At 39.1% G+C, this 19340-nt stretch carries 16 protein-coding genes; 8 read left to right on the forward strand and 8 right to left on the reverse strand.

All coding sequences use genetic code 11. The features are described from left to right. Positions 1-233: 233 nt before the first annotated feature. The 8 genes from V7127_RS09305 to dnaA form a co-directional block, all read right to left on the reverse strand. Complete coding sequence (locus V7127_RS09305; protein ID WP_335485199.1) at positions 234-1322, reverse strand: HD-GYP domain-containing protein; 1089 nt, start codon at positions 1320-1322, stop codon at positions 234-236. 95 nt (positions 1323-1417) lie between these two features. Further along, positions 1418-3943: a DNA gyrase subunit A gene (gene gyrA / locus V7127_RS09310; RefSeq protein WP_335485202.1), complete on the reverse strand. Its 2526-nt coding sequence runs from the start codon at positions 3941-3943 to the stop codon at positions 1418-1420. A 170-nt stretch (positions 3944-4113) separates the two neighbouring features. Continuing rightward, on the reverse strand, positions 4114-6036 hold the full coding sequence (gene gyrB / locus V7127_RS09315; protein WP_335347367.1) for a DNA topoisomerase (ATP-hydrolyzing) subunit B: 1923 nt from the start codon (positions 6034-6036) through the stop codon (positions 4114-4116). A gap of 108 nt (positions 6037-6144) precedes the next feature. Beyond that, positions 6145-6384 carry an extracellular matrix regulator RemB gene (remB, locus tag V7127_RS09320; protein WP_335347368.1) on the reverse strand — a complete coding sequence of 80 codons (240 nt, stop codon included), beginning with the start codon at positions 6382-6384 and terminating at the stop codon, positions 6145-6147. A gap of 9 nt (positions 6385-6393) precedes the next feature. Continuing rightward, positions 6394-7512 (reverse strand): DNA replication/repair protein RecF, encoded by a 1119-nt coding sequence (gene recF / locus V7127_RS09325; protein ID WP_335347369.1) that lies wholly within the window; start codon positions 7510-7512, stop codon positions 6394-6396. Between the two features lie 47 nt (positions 7513-7559). After that, positions 7560-7769 carry a S4 domain-containing protein YaaA gene (gene yaaA / locus V7127_RS09330; RefSeq protein ID WP_335485205.1) on the reverse strand — a complete coding sequence of 70 codons (210 nt, stop codon included), beginning with the start codon at positions 7767-7769 and terminating at the stop codon, positions 7560-7562. A 180-nt stretch (positions 7770-7949) separates the two neighbouring features. Further along, complete coding sequence (dnaN, locus tag V7127_RS09335; protein WP_335485207.1) at positions 7950-9086, reverse strand: DNA polymerase III subunit beta; 1137 nt, start codon at positions 9084-9086, stop codon at positions 7950-7952. A gap of 174 nt (positions 9087-9260) precedes the next feature. Then, positions 9261-10607, reverse strand: a complete 1347-nt coding sequence (gene dnaA, locus V7127_RS09340; protein WP_335485211.1) for a chromosomal replication initiator protein DnaA — start codon at positions 10605-10607, stop codon at positions 9261-9263. Between the two features lie 734 nt (positions 10608-11341). On the opposite strand from dnaA, the gene rpmH reads away from it, so the two are divergent. From rpmH to noc, 8 genes are all read left to right on the forward strand, one after another. Continuing rightward, positions 11342-11476 carry a 50S ribosomal protein L34 gene (gene rpmH / locus V7127_RS09345; RefSeq protein WP_066296007.1) on the forward strand — a complete coding sequence of 45 codons (135 nt, stop codon included), beginning with the start codon at positions 11342-11344 and terminating at the stop codon, positions 11474-11476. Positions 11477-11555: 79 nt separating this feature from the next. Continuing rightward, the gene (rnpA, locus tag V7127_RS09350; protein ID WP_335485214.1) at positions 11556-11927 is read left to right on the forward strand and encodes a ribonuclease P protein component; all 372 of its coding nucleotides are present in this window, start codon (positions 11556-11558) and stop codon (positions 11925-11927) included. 164 nt (positions 11928-12091) lie between these two features. Continuing rightward, a complete protein-coding gene (spoIIIJ, locus tag V7127_RS09355; RefSeq protein ID WP_335347374.1) occupies positions 12092-12868 on the forward strand; it encodes a YidC family membrane integrase SpoIIIJ in 777 nt (258 codons plus the stop codon). Further along, complete coding sequence (gene jag, locus V7127_RS09360; RefSeq protein ID WP_335347375.1) at positions 12865-13485, forward strand: RNA-binding cell elongation regulator Jag/EloR; 621 nt, start codon at positions 12865-12867, stop codon at positions 13483-13485. Before spoIIIJ ends, jag begins: the two co-directional genes overlap by 4 nt. Positions 13486-13958: 473 nt before the next feature. Beyond that, the gene (gene mnmE / locus V7127_RS09365; protein ID WP_335485217.1) at positions 13959-15344 is read left to right on the forward strand and encodes a tRNA uridine-5-carboxymethylaminomethyl(34) synthesis GTPase MnmE; all 1386 of its coding nucleotides are present in this window, start codon (positions 13959-13961) and stop codon (positions 15342-15344) included. 130 nt (positions 15345-15474) lie between these two features. Further along, positions 15475-17364 (forward strand): tRNA uridine-5-carboxymethylaminomethyl(34) synthesis enzyme MnmG, encoded by a 1890-nt coding sequence (gene mnmG, locus V7127_RS09370; protein ID WP_335485220.1) that lies wholly within the window; start codon positions 15475-15477, stop codon positions 17362-17364. Positions 17365-17400: 36 nt separating this feature from the next. Continuing rightward, positions 17401-18117, forward strand: a complete 717-nt coding sequence (gene rsmG / locus V7127_RS09375; protein WP_335485223.1) for a 16S rRNA (guanine(527)-N(7))-methyltransferase RsmG — start codon at positions 17401-17403, stop codon at positions 18115-18117. 163 nt (positions 18118-18280) lie between these two features. After that, on the forward strand, positions 18281-19156 hold the full coding sequence (noc, locus tag V7127_RS09380; RefSeq protein WP_335354614.1) for a nucleoid occlusion protein: 876 nt from the start codon (positions 18281-18283) through the stop codon (positions 19154-19156). The last annotated feature ends 184 nt before the right edge of the window (positions 19157-19340 follow it).

The following is a 19340-nucleotide window of genomic DNA, read 5'->3' on the forward strand; positions in this document are numbered from 1 at the left end:
CAGTTTTCAAAGAACTATCTTGCCCCTCAGAGGCGACTTTATTAATATATCATTTCTATATAACATTGTCAACACTTTTTTCAAAGGAGTTATTCGCTCTCGCTTGCTGACTTGAATTAGTATAACAAGCCCATAGAGCTTTTGCAAGTGTTTTTTACGCATAAATCGGTCTTTTTATTATTGTAAAATATGTTAATTCCCTTTTGCAAAAAAATAGACCAACTATTTGTGGTCTATTTAATCACTTCCTCTATATATAATTGCCGATGCTTTTCTAAGTGAAAAATTTCACCGGTTTGATTTATTTTCACAAGTGGCCTTGTCGGTGTTTTTTCTTCTAAAAACATAATTTCAGCTATTTGACCATTTGAAAGCTTTACACTGCTTCCAATTGAAAAAGTCATAAAGCCTGACCCGATTGCGTGCATCGCTGCAATATCATATTTCCCGAACATATCCTGGAGCATCATTTCTAAAACTTTAAAAGGTGACTGCTTTTTTCGGTAAAGTCTATTACTAGTCATGGCATGAAAGGTATCAGCAACCGCAATGATTTTGGCAAATGAGCTGATTTTATTGTTTTGTTCCCCAAATGGATATCCGCTTCCATCTAATCTTTCATGATGTTGAAAAATCCCTAACTTTGTCGTTTCTTTTAATAGAGAAATATTTTGCACCATCTTATAGCTATAAACTGGATGTCTTTTAATCTCTTCAAATTCCTGAAGAGTTAAGGTTGAATTCTTAAAAAGGATAGAAGGCTTTACTTTTGCCATTCCTGCGTCTGAAAGACAACCGCTAAGAGCAAGCTGTAAAACATCGCCTTTATTATATTTAAGTTTCTTTCCGATAAAGGCACTTAATAGCCCGACCGCAACAGAGTGCTGATACAGGTATTCGTCATTAGTTGATAAATGATGCAGGGAGAACAAATCAGAGGGATTAGCTTCTGATTTATCAACGAGTGGAAGCATAATACTTCTTATTTTTGAAATATCAATCGGCAAACCTGATTGCCAGTTCTTAAATTCCCTTTTAAAATTTTGTACTCCTATAAGAAACATATCTTCCAGACATCCATTGTTCTCGCTTGGTGCTTCCTTTGTTTCTCTCTCATCAATTATGTATTCTTTTGGTATAAACACAGAGCCATTAACCATTAACTTTTCTACAGCTACTTCCTCAATAAGAAAAACATTTAATATATGTATTAATTCTTTCGTAAGAATGCTTTTCTTTGTAACAATTGGACGATTTGTCAGACTATAAATATCTTCAGATATAATACATCCCTCTCGCAATTCCTTTATGTTTACACGCACAGTCTTCCACCCCAAATGTCATGAGTCATTTTTACCATTATACCCCATTAAACACAAAAGGAGGAACACAAAATTTGTGTTCCCCCGATTCGTTATTATTCTTGATCATCTTCTACGGATTCCTCATCTGGAAGAAATTCAGCACTTTCTAATGGCTTTGTTAATTCCTCTTCAGGTTTATCCTCTTCTTTTTCAACCTTGGCAACAGTAGCGACAAATTCATCTATGTTTTCGTCTAAACGAATGAGTCTGACACCTTGCGTGTTACGTCCCATTGTCGAAATATCACTAACAGCCATGCGGATTAGGACACCGCCAGTCGTAATTAACATTAAGTCTTCTTCGCCAGTGACCGCTCTCATGGAAACGAGATTTCCATTTTTCTCGGTAACATTACATGTTTTAATTCCTTTTCCGCCTCTTCCTTGAATACGATATTCTTCGGAAGGTGTACGTTTACCATAACCGTTTTTCGTAACAATTAGTATTTGGGAATTCTCCTCCAACACTTCCATTCCCACTACTTCATCATCACCGCTTAAGCTTATTCCTTTAACCCCTGTTGCGGTACGTCCCATTGAACGGACATCATCTTCAGGGAAACGAATGAGTAAACCATTTTTCGTTCCAATAATAATTTCCTTCTGTCCATCTGTTAAGCGTACAGAAATCAGCTCATCATCTTCTCTTAAATTAATGGCAATTAACCCATTATTTCTAATATTGGCAAAGGAAGTAAGAGGGGAGCGCTTAGAAATCCCTTGCTTAGTTGTAAAGAATAAGAACCAATCATCTACAAATTCTTCAATAGGGATAATAGCGTTTACCCATTCATCCTTCTCGATGCCGCTAAGCAAGTTAACAATTGGAATTCCTTTCGCTGTACGGCTAAATTCAGGAATTTCATATCCTTTAGAACGATATACCTTCCCTTTGTTCGTGAAGAACAAGATTGTGTCATGGGTTGATGTTGTCATTAAATGCTCAACAAAATCATCTTCATTTGTCCCCATGCCTTGAATTCCACGGCCACCACGCTTTTGGGCACGGTAAGTAGAAACCGGCAGACGTTTAATATAGCCTTTATGAGTTAGAGTGATGACGATATTTTCACGAGGAATAAGATCTTCATCTTCAATTTGCTCAATGCCCCCTGCAACGATTTCCGTGCGGCGCTCATCATTAAATCTTTCTTTAATTTCAAGCAATTCTTCACGGATAATTTCGAGTACCTTTTCCTCATCCGCTAATATCGCTTTCAGCTCGGCAATTAGTTTAACTAAGCTTGCATATTCATCTTCAATTTTTTCACGCTCTAAGCCTGTTAAACGTTGTAGACGCATATCTAGAATTGCCTGAGCTTGCTTCTCAGAAAGATTAAATTTAGACATTAATCCTTCTCTGGCAATATCCGTTGTTTGAGAGCCGCGAATTAATGCAATTACTTCATCCAAATGATCGAGTGCAATTCTTAAGCCTTCAAGAATATGAGCACGCGCTTCCGCTTTTCTTAATTCAAACTCTGTTCTGCGGCGGATTACGACCTTCTGGTGATTGAGGTAATACTCTAAACATTGCTTTAAATTCAGTACTTTCGGTTCCCCATCAACGAGAGCAAGCAAATTGATTCCGAAGCTCGTCTGCATCGCCGTTTGCTTATATAGATTGTTCAATAATACACTTGCATTAGCATCTCTGCGAACTTCAATGACAATCCGCATACCGTTACGGTCGGATTCATCACGCAAATCGGTAATCCCGTCAATCTTTTTATCTCTGACCAGCTCAGCGATTCTTTCAATCAGCTTCGCTTTATTCACTTGATAAGGAATTTCATTGACAATAATGACTTCTCTGCCATTTGCTTTTTGTTCGATATCTACTTTTGCTCTTAATGTAATAGAGCCTCTTCCTGTTTCATAAGCCTTGCGGATGCCGCTTCGGCCGAGAATCATCCCAGCTGTAGGGAAATCCGGTCCCGGAATAATATCCATCAGCTCCGGAATTGTCATATCAGGATCCTTACTAATGGCAAGAACTCCATCAATGACTTCGCCAAGCTGATGCGGAGGGATATTCGTTGCCATTCCAACAGCTATTCCTGATGTACCATTCACTAATAAATTCGGGAATCTAGCCGGCAAAACAACGGGCTCTCTCTCTTCCCCATCATAGTTATCCTGATAATCAATTGTGTCTTTATTAATATCTCTTAAAAGCTCCATCGAGATTTTGGACATACGAGCTTCCGTATAACGCATCGCTGCTGCAGAATCCCCATCGACAGAACCAAAGTTGCCATGCCCATCTACAAGCATATAACGGTAGTTAAAGTCCTGAGCCATCCGCACCATTGTTTCATAAACAGCAGAGTCACCATGCGGATGATACTTACCAATAACATCCCCAACGATACGAGCTGATTTCTTATAAGGCTTGTCTGAATGCATGCCAAGATCATGCATTGCGTATAAAATCCGGCGGTGAACCGGCTTTAATCCATCTCGTACATCTGGTAAAGCACGAGATACAATAACACTCATCGCATAGTCAAGAAAGGATGAACGCATTTCCTGACTTATATTAATCTCTTTTACTGAGGGCTTCGGAGTTTCAGCCATGTAAAGAACCTCCTTTATGTGAACAACTATTTCTCAATCTATCCATAGGTGAAAATTCCCGATGAATAGTTTCTATGATAAAAGGTAGCCTAAATATCAAAAGTAGCTCCCTTTGCACTTCACGTATATAAAACCAGGATAGAATAATAGCCATCTACCCTGGGTCTCAATCAAATATCTAGGTTCTTAACATATAATGCATTTTCTTCAATGAATTGACGGCGAGGTTCCACTTTATCACCCATAAGGATTTCAAAGGTTTCATCCGCTTCAATCGCATCTTCAAGATTTACCTGCAATAAAGTTCTTGTTTCTGGATTCATCGTTGTTTCCCAAAGCTGCTCTGGATTCATTTCTCCTAACCCTTTGTAACGCTGTACATTTGGTTTAGGACTGCTTGGCAAGCTCCCCATAACTTCTTCCAGCTGACTTTCATTGTAGGCATACTCAATCCGTTTACCTTGCTGGATTTTGTATAAAGGTGGCTGAGCGATATAAATATATCCCGCTTCAAGGATTTGTCTCATATAACGATAGAAGAAGGTTAATAGTAAAGTACGAATATGGGCACCATCAACATCCGCATCGGTCATGATAACAATCTTGTGGTATCGCGCTTTCGAAATATCAAAGTCATCACCAATGCCCGTTCCAGCTGCTGTAATCATGGCTCTTACTTCGTTGTTTGAAAGAATTCGATCCAGTCTAGCTTTCTCAACATTGAGGATTTTCCCTCTTAGCGGAAGAATGGCTTGGAAATGGCGATCACGCCCTTGTTTGGCGGATCCGCCCGCTGAATCACCCTCAACAATATATAATTCAGAGATGGATGCATCCTTTGAAGAACAATCCGCTAATTTACCAGGTAAGCTTGATACTTCTAATGCACTTTTCCGTCTTGTTAATTCACGAGCCTTTTTAGCTGCTAATCTTGCACGGGCAGCCATTAGCCCTTTTTCAACGATTTTTCTCGCAACAGCCGGGTTCTCTAGCAGGAATTTGTCTAATGCCTCAGAAAAAACAGTATCTGTAATCGCACGGGCCTCAGAGTTCCCTAGCTTTGTTTTTGTTTGTCCTTCAAATTGAGGGTCCGGATGCTTAATGGATATAATAGCCGTAATTCCTTCGCGGACATCTTCCCCTGAAAGATTGGCATCATTTTCTTTGAAAATCCCACTTCTTCTTGCATAGTCATTAATAACCCTTGTTAAAGCTGTTTTGAAACCGACTTCATGGGTTCCGCCTTCATACGTATTAATATTATTGGCAAAGGAATAAATATTGCTTGTATACCCATCATTGTACTGGATGGATACTTCAACATTAATTCCATCACGCTCGCCCTCAATATAAATCGGTTCCTCGTGAAGGACTTCCTTTGAACGATTTAAATGCTCAACGTACGACTTGATTCCGCCCTCATACATATATTCTAGCTTCTTGCCATCTTCTCGCTTATCCTCAATGTTAATTTGGAGGCCGCGATTTAAGAAGGCTAATTCCCGAATACGGTTTGCCAGTGTATCAAAGTCGTATTCAAGTGTTTCAGTGAAGATCTCCGGATCTGGCCTGAAATGTATCGTTGTCCCTGTATGATCGGTTTCTCCGATGATCTTTATATCCCCACACGTAACGCCACGCTCAAATTTAATATAGTGAATATGTCCATCCCGATGAACAAATACTTCTAATTCAGTGGAAAGTGCATTAACAACAGAAGCACCTACACCATGCAGCCCGCCGGAAACCTTATATCCGCCGCCGCCGAATTTCCCTCCAGCATGGAGAACGGTCATAATAACTTCAACAGCTGGACGGCCCATTTTTTCCTGAGTATCGACAGGGATACCACGTCCGTTATCGATGACGGTTATACTATTATCTTTCTCGATGCACACATTAATCTCTGAACAATATCCGGCTAATGCTTCGTCAATACTGTTGTCTACAATTTCCCATACGAGATGGTGCAAACCTTTAGCACTTGTAGAACCAATATACATCCCTGGACGCTTACGAACCGCTTCTAGACCTTCTAAAACCTGTATCTGATTGGCATCATAAGACTCTTCCTGCACTGCCTTTTGCTCCATTGACACATCGATCACCTACACTTTCATTTGCATTACTATCAAATATCAATTATCTATAAAAAAGCCTGGCTAATCCTTATTCTATTTCGCCAAACTATTATCTTTATTTTAAATTGCAGATTTCGCGGAACGCTTTTTTAATGTACCTGATGCCAGTGGGGAAAAGTAGATTTCCTTCGTGGTAATGACCACTGATTTATAAGAACCTTTGGAGAGGTTTATGACAGAGTGCTTCTGGCGCTCTAAAAACTCTTCTATCATTTTAGAAGAGTGAACACTTTGCTTATCAACAATAGCGACAATATCCTTGGAACGAACTAATATATCTTCTCCGACATGGATGTACAAATGCTCACCTCATTGAATCTTTTTCACGCTTCCAGCTTCCACCCTGAAAGCAGCTGCCTCTTTTAAGGTCTTATGATCAATTCCATCAACACTTGTTGTTGTGACAAAGGTTTGTACTTTTCCTTGAATCGTATTTAATAAATGTGATTGCCGATAATCATCAAGTTCTGAAAGTACATCATCAAGAAGCAATAGGGGATATTCACCAATCTCAGAATGAATAAGCTCAATTTCTGCGAGCTTAACAGATAAAGCTGTTGTTCGCTGCTGCCCTTGTGAGCCAAAGGTTTGTACATCGCGCCCATTTACATAAAAAGTAAGATCATCCCGATGAGGGCCGAACATCGTAACACCACGTTCAATTTCTCTATTTTTTATTTTTCCAAACTTATCTTCGTATACTTTTATCATTTTCGACAAATCTTGCTCATCTGATACATCTGCCGATGGCTTGTACTCTATTTTCAACGATTCAAGCCCTCTTGATATTCCTTCATGAATCGGCATTGCCCAATTTTCAAGCAGCTGCAGAAATTCGAAGCGCTTTTTCACGATTTTGACGGCAGTTTGAATAAACTGCTCTGTCAGGATATCCAGCATTGTTTGATCCGTTTGTTTTTTTATTTGGAGCTGCTTTAAATAGTGATTTCTTTGCTGCAGTATTTTTTGATACTGGCTAACATCATGGAGATAGATGGGAGAAACTTGCCCTATTTCCATGTCGATAAAACGCCGTCTTACCTGCGGGCTTCCCTTTACAAGATGGAGATCTTCGGGAGCAAACATGACGACATTCATATTTCCCACGTATTGACTTAATTTTTGCTGTTCAATATGGTTGCACTTAGCCTTTTTTCCCTTTTTGGAGATAACTAATTGCATCGGCAAGGAACCTCTATTTTTTTGGACCCTACCTTCTATTTTAGCATACTCTTGGTCCCAGCGAATAAGTTCTTTATCATTTGAGGTACGATGCGATTTTGCCATGGCTAATACATATATGGATTCCATGACGTTTGTTTTTCCTTGTGCATTCTCACCCAATATGACATTCACCTTATTTTCAAACTGGACTTCTAATCCTTCATAGTTCCGGTAATTTTTTAACAGCAATTGCTCTATATACATGGACCTACATCCTTTAGCATAGCTCTCTGCTACAGAAGGCCTATTTTTTAAACAATCGTAAATGACCCAAAGTCCTTGATTTGAACTTTATCTCCAGTTCGGAGCTTTCTTCCTCTTCTTTGGTCCTGCTCTCCATTTACGAATACTTCATATTCACTTAAAAACCACTTGGCCATCCCGCCAGACTGAATAACCTCAGCTACTTTAAGAAATTGACCCAATGTAATATATTCCGTATCAATTTTGATTTCTGTCATCTTTTCACTTCCTCGATTGTTTGATTTTTTGTCAAAAGAAAATAAAAGCTTTCTTCCCTTATTTTTCCCATAAAATCAAAACAATTTCTAGAATGTACCCTAAAATTCTATTTTACTAAAAATTTAGCGATTATACAAAGAAAAGCTACCAGCTCTTATGCTGGCAGCCCTTCTTGTTTATTAATACGTTCTAACCGGCAAAATCAGCTGGAGAATGGAATCGTCATTAATTGGTCGAATAACAAATGGTCTCATGGCTCCCGTGAAACTAATCTTAATTTCTGAACCCTCTAGTGTTTTAAGTGCATCCATCATAAATTTGGCGCTGAAGGAGATTTTTAAATCCTCACCTTCTACAGATTGGCTTTGTAATTCTTCGACAACATGTCCGATTTCTGGTGTATTAGAAGATATTTCAATAACCCCTGCGTCAATCGTTGTAAATTTAACGACATTATTTCGTCCTTCTCTTGCTAATAGTGAAGCACGATCAATCGCATGTAAAAACTCCTTCGTATTGACGACAATATCTGTTTTACTTTCTGTCGGGATCAATCTGGATGTATCAGGATAATTACCTTCAAGTAATCTTGAGAAAAATAATAGGTGCTTGGCTTTAAATAAAACTTGATTTTCTGTAATGACAATTTCAACTGGATCATTATGATCATCCAAAATTTTGCTTAATTCACTTAAGCTCTTTCCTGGAATAACGACATTGTAATTTTCTGCAGCTTCTGTTTCTATTCTTGCTTTTCGAAGCGCTAAGCGATGGCTATCTGTTGCAATACAGGTTAATTCCCCATTTTCCACTCTCCAGTTTACACCTGTCAAGATGGGGCGTGTTTCTGAGGTGGACACTGAAAATACCGTTTGGCGAATCAACGCTTTAAGAAGATCGGTTGGAATCTTAAACACATTTTCTTCCGAGATTTGCGGTAATAACGGATAGTCCTCCGCATCTAAACCATTTAATTTAAATTCAGATTTTCCAGAGCGGATGACTGTTTGTAGCTGGTTTTCCACATGCATTTCAACCGTATCCGTTGGCAGCTTCTTAACAATTTCGCTAAAAAACTTAGCCTGGAGCACAATGGAGCCTGCTTGCTTGATTTCAGCAATTTCATTTCCAGCTTCTTCTTTAGGAATAAATGATTCAATCGATATATCTGAATCACTGCCTGTTAACGTTACTCCTTCAGATGTCGCTACAATTTTGATACCCGTTAAAATTGGAATAGTAGTTCGGCTCGTTACGGCCTTCATAACATCCTGAACACCTTGAACTAATCGATCCCGTTGGATTATAAATCTCATTTCTTAATCCTCCGTCTAAACTTTTTTTATTATATTAGTTATATATTTTTCTTTTAAAAAATACTAGAAGTACTAGTAGGGCTTGTTAACATGTGGATAACTGCAATTTTTTATGGAAACACAGCCTATCCACATGTGGACAGACTGTGTATAAGCTAGTTGATGTTATGCACACTATATTTTTAGTATTTCATGAATCTCTTTTATTTCTTTTTGAAATTGAGTATCTGATTGCACGAGTTTAGAGATTTTTTCATGAGCATGGATCACGGTTGTATGATCCCGTCCTCCAAACTCTTCTCCAATTTTAGGCAAAGAGAAGTCTGTTAATTCCCGCGATAAATACATGGCAATTTGTCTAGGAAATGCAACAGATTTTGTTCTTTTCTTCGCTTTAAAATCTTCTAGCTTCACATTATAGTGTTCCCCGACAACACGCTGAATATCAAGTATCGTAATCACTTTTGGCTTTGAGCTTGGAATAATATCTTTAAGAGCCTCAGCTGCCAAATCGGCATTTATGTCTTTATTAATTAAGGATGAGTACGCAACAACGCGAATAAGAGCGCCCTCTAATTCACGAATATTAGAGTCAATCTGATTGGCAATATATAGCATAGCTTCATTTGGTATATCTAGTCCTTCAGCTTTCGCCTTTTTGCGCAAAATAGCAATCCTTGTTTCAAGATCTGGAGGCGTGATATCAGTAATAAGCCCCCATTCAAACCTGGAGCGAAGCCTATCTTCAAGGGTTGGGATTTCCTTTGGCGGCCGATCACTGGATATAATTATTTGCTTGCTTTCCTCATGTAATGTATTAAAGGTATGGAAAAATTCCTCTTGAGTTGATTCTTTTCCTGCTAAAAACTGAATATCATCAATTAACAATACATCCACTTTTCGATATTTATTGCGGAAATCGACGGCCTTATTATCACGAATGGAGTTAATAAATTCATTCGTAAATTTCTCTGATGATAAGTATACAACCTTAGCTGACGGGTTATGATCTAACACATAATGGCCAATGGCGTGCATAAGGTGAGTTTTTCCAAGTCCGACTCCCCCATAAATAAATAAAGGGTTGTATGCTTTAGCTGGTGCTTCAGCTACTGCTAATGAGGCAGCATGCGCAAATCGGTTTCCTGAGCCAATAACAAACGTATCAAATGTATATTTAGGATTAAGCATGTTTAATGGCAGTTCAGGATGTTCATCCTCTTTATCCGCTTTTCTAGGCGGGTTTGGAAAATTAAGCGCTTCTTCATTTTGATTTTGAGGAATAATAAATTTTACTCCTAATTCTTCTCCAGTTATGTCATAGAGAATTCCAGAGATCAATTGGGAATAGCGCTCTTCCAGCCAATCACGGGCAAACTCATTCGGCGCAGTAATCGTTAACGTGTCACCTTGAAGAGAGTGAGCTTTCGTTGACTTTAGCCATGTTTCATAACTCGGTTTGCTTATTTTCTTTTCTATGCTGGTCAGTGCATTATTCCAAAGATCCGCAATGTTCTCCAATAGATAGCCCTCCTTTGCCAGTTACTTTTAAAGAAATTTCCTTAAGCAGGTAGAACGTAGTAGGCCAATAATCACTTTTTATTAGTGTATTAGAATGATAGGCACCAAAAAAATATAGGCTATACAAGCAGTACAACCTACATATTAATAAATATACAGACTCATGTATGTGGAAAAACATATAATAAGGAAAAGAAGAAGGATTTCGACAATATCCACTAGCTGTGGACAAGGTTTTACAACCTTAAAGAATAACTCATCCACATGTTATCCACAATCTGTGGATAACGAAGTTATGCACAATGATTTATTAAGTGTGAAAACACAAATATGATAACAGATATTCCTAAGAGGTGCAATGGTTTTTAAGAATCTATCCACAAGTCTAAGAGTGTGTGGATTTAAATTGTCCACAAGGGGTGTTTGTGTGAAAAAGCTGTCGATATGTGTTGTGGATAATAAAAAACGTGTCGAAAAATTATCCACAACCTAAGATTCGCAGGCTATTCGGGTGTCAATTTATAAAAGTGGAGAAATTTACTTTCTTAAAAACAAAATTTTTAAGTGACAGAGATTCAAAAAGAGGGTAAAATTTCTTGGTGGATCTTTTTGTAAGAATTGAGTTAGTTTAGAATGCAGACTTACGAATTTCTACCAGTTGACAACATTCTAGTTACATCTTTATAATTAGTAGGACTGTCTTTAACAGCTATTCCTCAGGGAGGTGTCATATAATGAAAAGAACTTACCAACCAAAAGCACGTAAAAGAAGTAAAGTTCATGGATTCCGCAGCCGCATGAGCACGCCAAACGGACGTAACGTCTTAGCTCGCCGCCGCCGTAAAGGAAGAAAAGTATTATCTGCTTAGGCCACTGAAACGTCAGTGGTCTTTTTTTCCATAATCAATTAAATACAGAGTCTTCCGCTTGTTAGAGAGGTAAGAGAAGATGAAAAAAGAATTTAGAGTGAAAAAGAATAAAGAATTTCAAGACGCCTTTAAAAAAGGCAAGTCATTTGCCAATCGGCAATTTGTTGTTTACTCACTTAATAAGCCAGGTCAGGAGCACTTTCGAATTGGTCTTTCAGTGAGTAAGAAAATTGGCAACGCCGTAACTAGAAATCAGATCAAGCGCTATGTTCGTCAAGCTTTCCACGAACTAGAGAATGAATTAAAACATCCTTTCGACTATATTATTATTGCAAGAAAGCCTGTTGCTGATATGGATTTCCATGAAATTAAGAACAGTTTAATTCATGTATTAAAGCTGTCAAAGGTTATGGTTAAGCCTAAGCCAGGAATGGCTGATAAACAGTCTTAAGAAGAAGTGTTTTCTTTAAAGACATGCTTTATTAATAATGTTAAAATATATGTAGTTTTGTTTTCCATAATCTTCTGAATTGCATTTATATATTTAGAAGGTGACAAACTTGGGAATAAACATACAATAGATAAATTTTCTTAGCAGTAAGGAGGAAAAATCGTTTGAAGAAAAGAATACTTCTAGTAGTCGGTCTGATCTTCTTAACAGCGCTTTTATCAGGCTGTATGGATATTAACGTGCCGATTACATCCGAAAGTGAAGGCTTTTGGAATCAGTACATAGTTTACCCGCTTTCACTTTTCATCATAAAAGTTGCTGAATTTGCTGGTGGCAGCTTTGGTTTATCGATTATCATTGTCACCATTATTGTCCGCTTATTCATGCTTCCTTTAATGATTAAACAAACGAAAAGTTCTAAGGCAATGCAGGCATTGCAGCCAGAAATGGCAAAATTAAAAGAAAAATACAGTTCAAAAGATCAAAAAACCCAACAAAAGCTGCAGCAAGAAACCATGGCGCTATTCCAGCAGCATGGGGTCAACCCTTTAGCTGGATGTTTTCCATTAATCATTCAAATGCCAGTACTGATTGGATTCTACCATGCTATATCCCGTACTCAGGAGATTAAGTTACATTCCTTTTTATGGTTTGAACTAGGTGCTCCAGATCCAATTTATCTTTTGCCGCTAATTGCTGGTGTAACAACATTTATTCAGCAAAAAATGATGATGGCAGGTACAGCTAATCAAAATCCGCAAATGGCGATGATGCTTTGGCTCATGCCGATAATGATCGTTGTTTTTGCTATTAACTTCCCAGCTGCCCTTTCATTGTACTGGGTAGTCGGTAATATTTTTATGATCGTTCAGACGTATTTTATTAAAGGTCCGGAGCTGAAAGCTACAGCAACCGGTAAAGCAGGAGGAGCAAAAAAGTGAAACAAGTAACTGCTACAGGACAGACCGTCGAGGAAGCAGTAAAGTCGGCTCTAGCTCAGTTGCAGACAACGGAAGAACGTGCAGAAATTACAATCGTCGATGAAGGCAAAAAAGGGATCTTTGGCATCTTTGGTTCACGACCTGCAATTGTGAAAGCTGTTATGAAAATAGACCCAATTGAAGAAGGCAAGAAATTCCTATTAGATGTAAGTGAAAAGATGGGCGCTGCGATTGAAATAGAGGTAATTGGCAGCGGGAGAAACATCGAATTCATTTTAACAGGGGAAAAAATTGCTCTGCTTATTGGAAAAAGGGGTCAGACTTTAAATTCTTTGCAGTATTTAACACAATTAGTTATGAACCGCTATTCGGAACAATACATTAATGTATTACTGGATGCGGAGGATTATCGGAAAAGGCGAAATGATACACTTATTCAGTTAGCTGGACGATTGGCGCAAAAGGCGATAAAGACAGGTCAAACTGTTACTTTAGAACCGATGCCTTCATATGAAAGAAAGGTCATTCATACTGCTCTAGCTGATAATAAAAGGATAAAAACGTATTCAAGCGGAAATGACCCGCATCGTCATCTCGTCATTACACCCGTTAAATAAGCAGGAACCCAATCTCGTGATTGGGTTCTTTTTTTTGTTCTAAAAATTCATTGCATCAATTCTTTTCATAGGATACGGCTGCTTTATTGTTATTCACATGTGGATAAGATAAAATATAGTATACCTAATTTGAAAACTGTGGATAAATAAAAGGTTTTTGAAAATATAAATGCTGTGGACAAGTTTTATTTAAAGCAAGAAGAGGAAGACAAACTTGTTTTCTAATAAAAAGGCATATGATATTCTATTATTTTGTAGAAATCACAGGAAGTAACGTTTATCGCAGATTAACGGGCTGTAAGACCTCCACTTCAAGAAGTCGAGTAAAACAAAAATTTCTAAGTGGGGGTCAACAGCCCGTAAAGGCCCGATTGGTTCAACTAACAATCAGTGGGGGATGAAAGAAAACCCCCACTGATTGAAGTTTCACTTTATAGATAAATAAAGCTTTTAATGAAAAGAGGTGGAGTGTAATGGAATTAGATACAATTGCAGCCATATCGACGCCTATGGGCGAGGGAGCGATCGCGATCGTTCGGTTAAGCGGGGATGAAGCAATTCCGATTGCTGATAAAATGTTTAGAGGTGTTAGCGGTAAAAGACTGAAAGAGGTTGCCTCTCATACGATCCATTATGGGCATATGGTTGATCCAAGGACGAATGAAATAGCAGAAGAAGTCATGGTCTCGGTTATGAAGGGCCCTAAAACTTTCACGAAAGAGGATGTCGTTGAAATAAATTGCCACGGAGGAATTGCTTCTGTCAATCGGGTGCTTCAGCTTGTTCTGAGTCATGGGGCTAGACTTGCGGAGCCTGGGGAGTTTACGAAGAGAGCCTTCTTAAATGGACGGATTGATTTATCTCAGGCTGAAGCTGTCATGGACTTAATTCGGGCAAAAACGGATCGGGCGATGAATGTGGCTCTTGGACAAATGGAAGGCAGACTTTCGAAGCTTATTCGGAAGCTTCGTCAGGAAATATTAGAGACGCTCGCTCATGTTGAGGTAAACATTGATTATCCTGAATATGATGATGTGGAGGAAATGACCCATCAGCTCCTATTAGAAAAGGGCTCATATGTTAAAGGGGAGATTGAAAAGCTGCTTCGTACCTCGCATCAGGGGAAAATATTACGTGAAGGATTATCGACCGTCATTGTAGGGCGTCCAAATGTAGGAAAATCCTCTTTGTTGAATAGTCTTGTTCAAGAAAATAAGGCAATCGTAACAGACATTCCTGGAACGACTCGTGATGTGATTGAAGAGTATGTGAATGTTCGCGGTGTGCCATTACGTTTATTGGACACAGCAGGGATAAGGGAAACTGAGGATATAGTCGAACGAATCGGCGTTGAAAGGTCCCGGCAGGTGTTAAAGGAAGCGGACCTTATTTTGCTTGTTCTGAATTTCTCTGATGAATTTACGGAAGAGGACGAGAATTTATTTAAAGCTGTCGAAGGTATGGACGTTATCGTCATTGTGAATAAAACCGATCTTCCTCAAAGCATTGATATGGATCGTGTTCGGAACCTTTCTCGGAACCATAAGCTTGTCACAACATCCTTATTAGAGGATAGGGGAGTAGATGAGCTGGAAGAAGCGATTGCTTCTCTCTTTTTTGAGGGCTCGATCGAATCAAGGGATATGACGTATGTTTCGAATTCCCGCCATATTGCCTTATTGAATCAAGCGTTAAGTGCAATGGAAGATGCTTTAATGGCAGTAGAAATGGGAACCCCTATTGATATTGTACAAATTGACTTTACAAGAACATGGGAACTGCTTGGAGAAATCATCGGAGACAGCGTCCATGAAAGCTTAATTGACCAGTTATTCTCGCAGTTCTGTTTAGGAAAATAGATGCTTTTTTAATTCTTGTTATTTGGACAGGAAAAGCGGAATCCAGAGGAAATTGTCCGAATGCGGCCGTTATTCGGCCAAGAAATTTTTGTCCAAAACTAAAGCTAAAGTAAAAAAAGGAGGCAGCATCATGCCATATGAAGCTGGAACATATGATGTCATTGTGGTCGGGGCTGGTCATGCAGGCTGTGAGGCTGGCCTTGCGTCTGCCCGCATTGGCGCGAAGACATTAGTCGTCACCATTAATTTAGATATGATTGCCTTTATGCCGTGTAATCCCTCTATTGGAGGTCCGGCAAAAGGAACCGTCGTAAGAGAAATAGACGCTTTAGGCGGCGAAATGGCAAAGAATCTAGATAAAACCTATATTCAAATGCGCATGCTGAATACAGGAAAAGGGCCTGCTGTCAGAGCGTTGCGTGCACAGGCTGATAAATTTGCCTATCAGCATGAAATGAAGAAGGCACTCGAAAGTCAATCAAACCTTACTCTTATCCAAGGAATGGTTGAACAACTAATCATTGAAGATGGTGTATGTAAAGGTGTGATCACCCAAACAGGCGCTGTTTATCATGCGAAAGCTGTAATCATTACAACAGGGACCTTTTTAAGAGGAGAAATCATCCTGGGCGAACTAAAATATTCAAGCGGTCCGAACAATCAGCAACCTTCTATCAAGCTTTCTGAGCATCTAGAGGAAATCGGCTTTGAATTAGAACGCTTTAAAACAGGTACACCTCCTCGTGTGAACAGCAATACGATTGATTACAGTAAAACAGAAATTCAGCCTGGTGATGATGCACCGCTTGCCTTCTCATATGAGACGACAAAATTTATAACAGACCAGCTGCCATGCTGGCTAACCTATACAAGTGAACGCACACACCAAATTATTGAGGCTAACCTGCATCGTTCCCCGATGTATTCCGGGATGATCCAAGGAAAGGGGCCGCGTTATTGCCCATCCATTGAGGATAAGATTGTTCGCTTTAACGACAAGCCGCGCCACCAAATTTTCCTGGAGCCTGAAGGACGAAATACGCAAGAGGTCTATGTTCAAGGCTTATCGACAAGCTTGCCAGAAGAAGTACAGCATGATTTGATCCGCAGTGTCCCTGGCTTGGAAAATGCCCAGATGATGCGCGCAGGCTATGCGATTGAATATGATTCCGTCAGACCGACTCAGCTTTGGCCAACATTAGAGACGAAGAGGGTAAAGAATTTATATACAGCTGGGCAAATTAATGGAACATCAGGCTATGAAGAAGCAGGTGCACAGGGCCTCATGGCTGGAATCAATGCGGCTATGAACGTATTTGACAAGGAAGAGGTCATTTTGAGCCGTTCGGATGCCTATATCGGGGTTATGATTGATGACCTGATTACAAAAGGGACGCAGGAGCCTTATCGATTACTCACTTCTCGTGCAGAATACCGCTTATTGCTTCGCCATGATAATGCTGATCTGCGATTAACGGAAATTGGTCATTCTGTTGGTCTTATCAGTGAAGAACGCTATCAAAAGTTCCTTTCTAAAAAACAATCGATTGAAAATGAAATCGAACGGTTAAAAGGAATTATTTTAAAGCCATCAAAGGACGTTCAGGAAATCATCAAAAGCCTTGGAGGCAGCGAATTAAAAGACGGAATCCGGGCCTCAGACCTGCTGAAAAGACCAGAAATGTCCTATGAGCATATTTGGCAGCTCGCTCCTGGGGAAGAAAATCTGGATCAAGAAGTAAAAGAGCAAGTGGAAATTCAAATTAAGTATGAAGGCTATATTGATAAATCATTGCAGCAGGTAGAACGATTAAAGAAAATGGAAGACAAAAGAATCCCTGAGAATATTGATTATGACGCGATTACTGGTCTGGCAAAAGAGGCAAAACATAATTTAAAAGAAGTCATGCCATTATCCATTGCACAAGCTTCTAGAATTTCAGGAGTCAATCCTGCCGATATTTCTATTTTGCTTATTTATATTGAACAGGGCCGAATTGCAAAAGTCACAAACGAATAAAGCTTGCCATTTCATAGCTTGAGAAAGGATTGGCGAATGAATACAGAACAATTTATTGAAGCGCTGGCGGCGAAGGGGATCTCCCTCTCGCCTCAGCAATTAGATCAATATGAGAAATATTTTACCTTATTAGTGGAATGGAACGAGAAAATGAACCTTACGGCGATTACAGATAAGCCAGAGGTTTATTTAAAGCATTTTTATGATTCGATCTCAGCAGCCTTTTATTTTGACTTTACGAAGCCGTTACATATTTGCGATGTAGGAGCAGGAGCGGGTTTCCCAAGTCTTCCAATTAAAATTGCATTTCCAGAGCTGCGGGTTACGATTGTCGATTCTCTTAATAAACGGATTGGCTTCTTAGAGCATTTAACAAAGGAACTTGGCTTAAAGGACGTTCAATTAATTCATGACCGAGCGGAAACATTTGGTCAGAAAAAAGAGCACCGTGAATCATATGATGTCGTTACTGCCCGTGCAGTTGCAAGGCTTTCTGTTTTAAGTGAGCTATGTATGCCGCTAGTAAAAGTCGGCGGTACATTTATCGCGATGAAGGGTGCTAGTGCTGATGAAGAACTAGAAGTGGGGAAAAAGGCCATTTCCATCCTAGGTGGAAAACCTCATCAATCATTTTCTTTCACGCTCCCACAGGAAGATAGCGAACGCAATCTATTAATTATTCACAAAGAAAAGGCTACACCCAAAAAATATCCTAGGAAACCAGGTACCCCAAACAAGACTCCAATTGAATAGGATTACACTTTTCAAAGAATTGTGGCATAATTAGTAGGGATAAGGGTACAGGTTCCATGTCTCATTTAAGATAATTGGAAAAATAAAATCCTGATTTTCAGCAGGACTTGTCAATTTTATAGAGAATATGTAATAGGGAGTTTCGTAAAGGTGGTGCAGGGTGATGAAGCATTCTTTTTCACGCTTTTTTGGCCTAGGCGAAAAGGGAGAACAAGTTGAAATAGAAAAACAAGAAGAAATAGATGTTGAGAAGATTGGGGAATATGAGGAAATTAAGAAAATCCCCATAGATCATATTGTTCCTAACCGTTTTCAGCCAAGAACGGTATTTGATGAGGATAGAATTGAAGAACTGTCACGAACCATACATACTCATGGCATCATTCAGCCGATTGTTGTTCGGGAATTTGAGAATGGGCAGTTTGAAATTATCGCAGGTGAGCGCAGATGGCGTGCCATGAAGAAGCTAGGCTGGGAGGAAGCTCCTGCCATCATCAAAAATCTAAATGATACAGAAACAGCTTCTGTTGCCTTGATTGAAAACCTGCAGAGGGAAGAATTGTCTCCAATTGAAGAAGCAATCGCATATGGGAAGCTATTGGAGTTACATCATTTAACCCAGGAAGCATTAGCTCAGCGCTTAGGAAAAGGGCAATCAACCGTTGCAAATAAGCTCCGGTTATTAAAGTTGCCTCAAGAGGTTCAGGATGCTTTATTATGTAAAGCGATTACTGAGCGCCATGCCAGATCACTCATCCCGCTTAAGGATCCTGAAAAGCAAGTGAAGCTTCTAGAGGAAATTATTGATAAAAATCTAAATGTAAAGCAAACGGAAGACCGGGTTGTTCGTCTTTTAGAACAAAATAACCCGAAGCCAAAACCGAAAAGAAAAGCGTTTAGCAAGGATATGAGAATTGCTGTTAATACAATCCGTCAATCCTTATCTATGGTTTCAGATAGCGGTATTAACCTAGACTCGCATGAAGAAGAATTTGATGAATTCTATCAAATAACCATTAAAATTCCAAAAAAGAAATAATGAATATCTTATATACTCATGAGAAATTAAACAGTCCATCGTTTAATTTCTCATGTTTTTTGCATGGGTGTCTATTATGCTGTATGAATTCCAATGATTGTTAGGGTTCACCTTAAAACGCGGAATATAAAGCGTTCATGAAGCTCATTTTGCAAGGGTTCACCTGAAAATGCGCACTATGAAG

The sequence above is a fragment of the Bacillus sp. JJ1773 genome (assembly GCF_036962035.1).
Lineage (GTDB): Bacteria > Bacillota > Bacilli > Bacillales > Cytobacillaceae > Cytobacillus.

Coding starts and splice junctions, on each gene's coding strand:
- gyrA (WP_335485202.1), bottom strand. CDS start 3,943: ATGGCTGAAACTCCGAAGCCCTCAGTAAAAGAGATTAATATAAGTCAG.
- gyrB (WP_335347367.1), bottom strand. CDS start 6,036: ATGGAGCAAAAGGCAGTGCAGGAAGAGTCTTATGATGCCAATCAGATA.
- recF (WP_335347369.1), bottom strand. CDS start 7,512: ATGTATATAGAGCAATTGCTGTTAAAAAATTACCGGAACTATGAAGGA.
- yaaA (WP_335485205.1), bottom strand. CDS start 7,769: ATGACAGAAATCAAAATTGATACGGAATATATTACATTGGGTCAATTT.
- dnaN (WP_335485207.1), bottom strand. CDS start 9,086: ATGAGATTTATAATCCAACGGGATCGATTAGTTCAAGGTGTTCAGGAT.
- rpmH (WP_066296007.1), top strand. CDS start 11,342: ATGAAAAGAACTTACCAACCAAAAGCACGTAAAAGAAGTAAAGTTCAT.
- rnpA (WP_335485214.1), top strand. CDS start 11,556: ATGAAAAAAGAATTTAGAGTGAAAAAGAATAAAGAATTTCAAGACGCC.
- mnmE (WP_335485217.1), top strand. CDS start 13,959: ATGGAATTAGATACAATTGCAGCCATATCGACGCCTATGGGCGAGGGA.
- mnmG (WP_335485220.1), top strand. CDS start 15,475: ATGCCATATGAAGCTGGAACATATGATGTCATTGTGGTCGGGGCTGGT.
- rsmG (WP_335485223.1), top strand. CDS start 17,401: ATGAATACAGAACAATTTATTGAAGCGCTGGCGGCGAAGGGGATCTCC.
- noc (WP_335354614.1), top strand. CDS start 18,281: ATGAAGCATTCTTTTTCACGCTTTTTTGGCCTAGGCGAAAAGGGAGAA.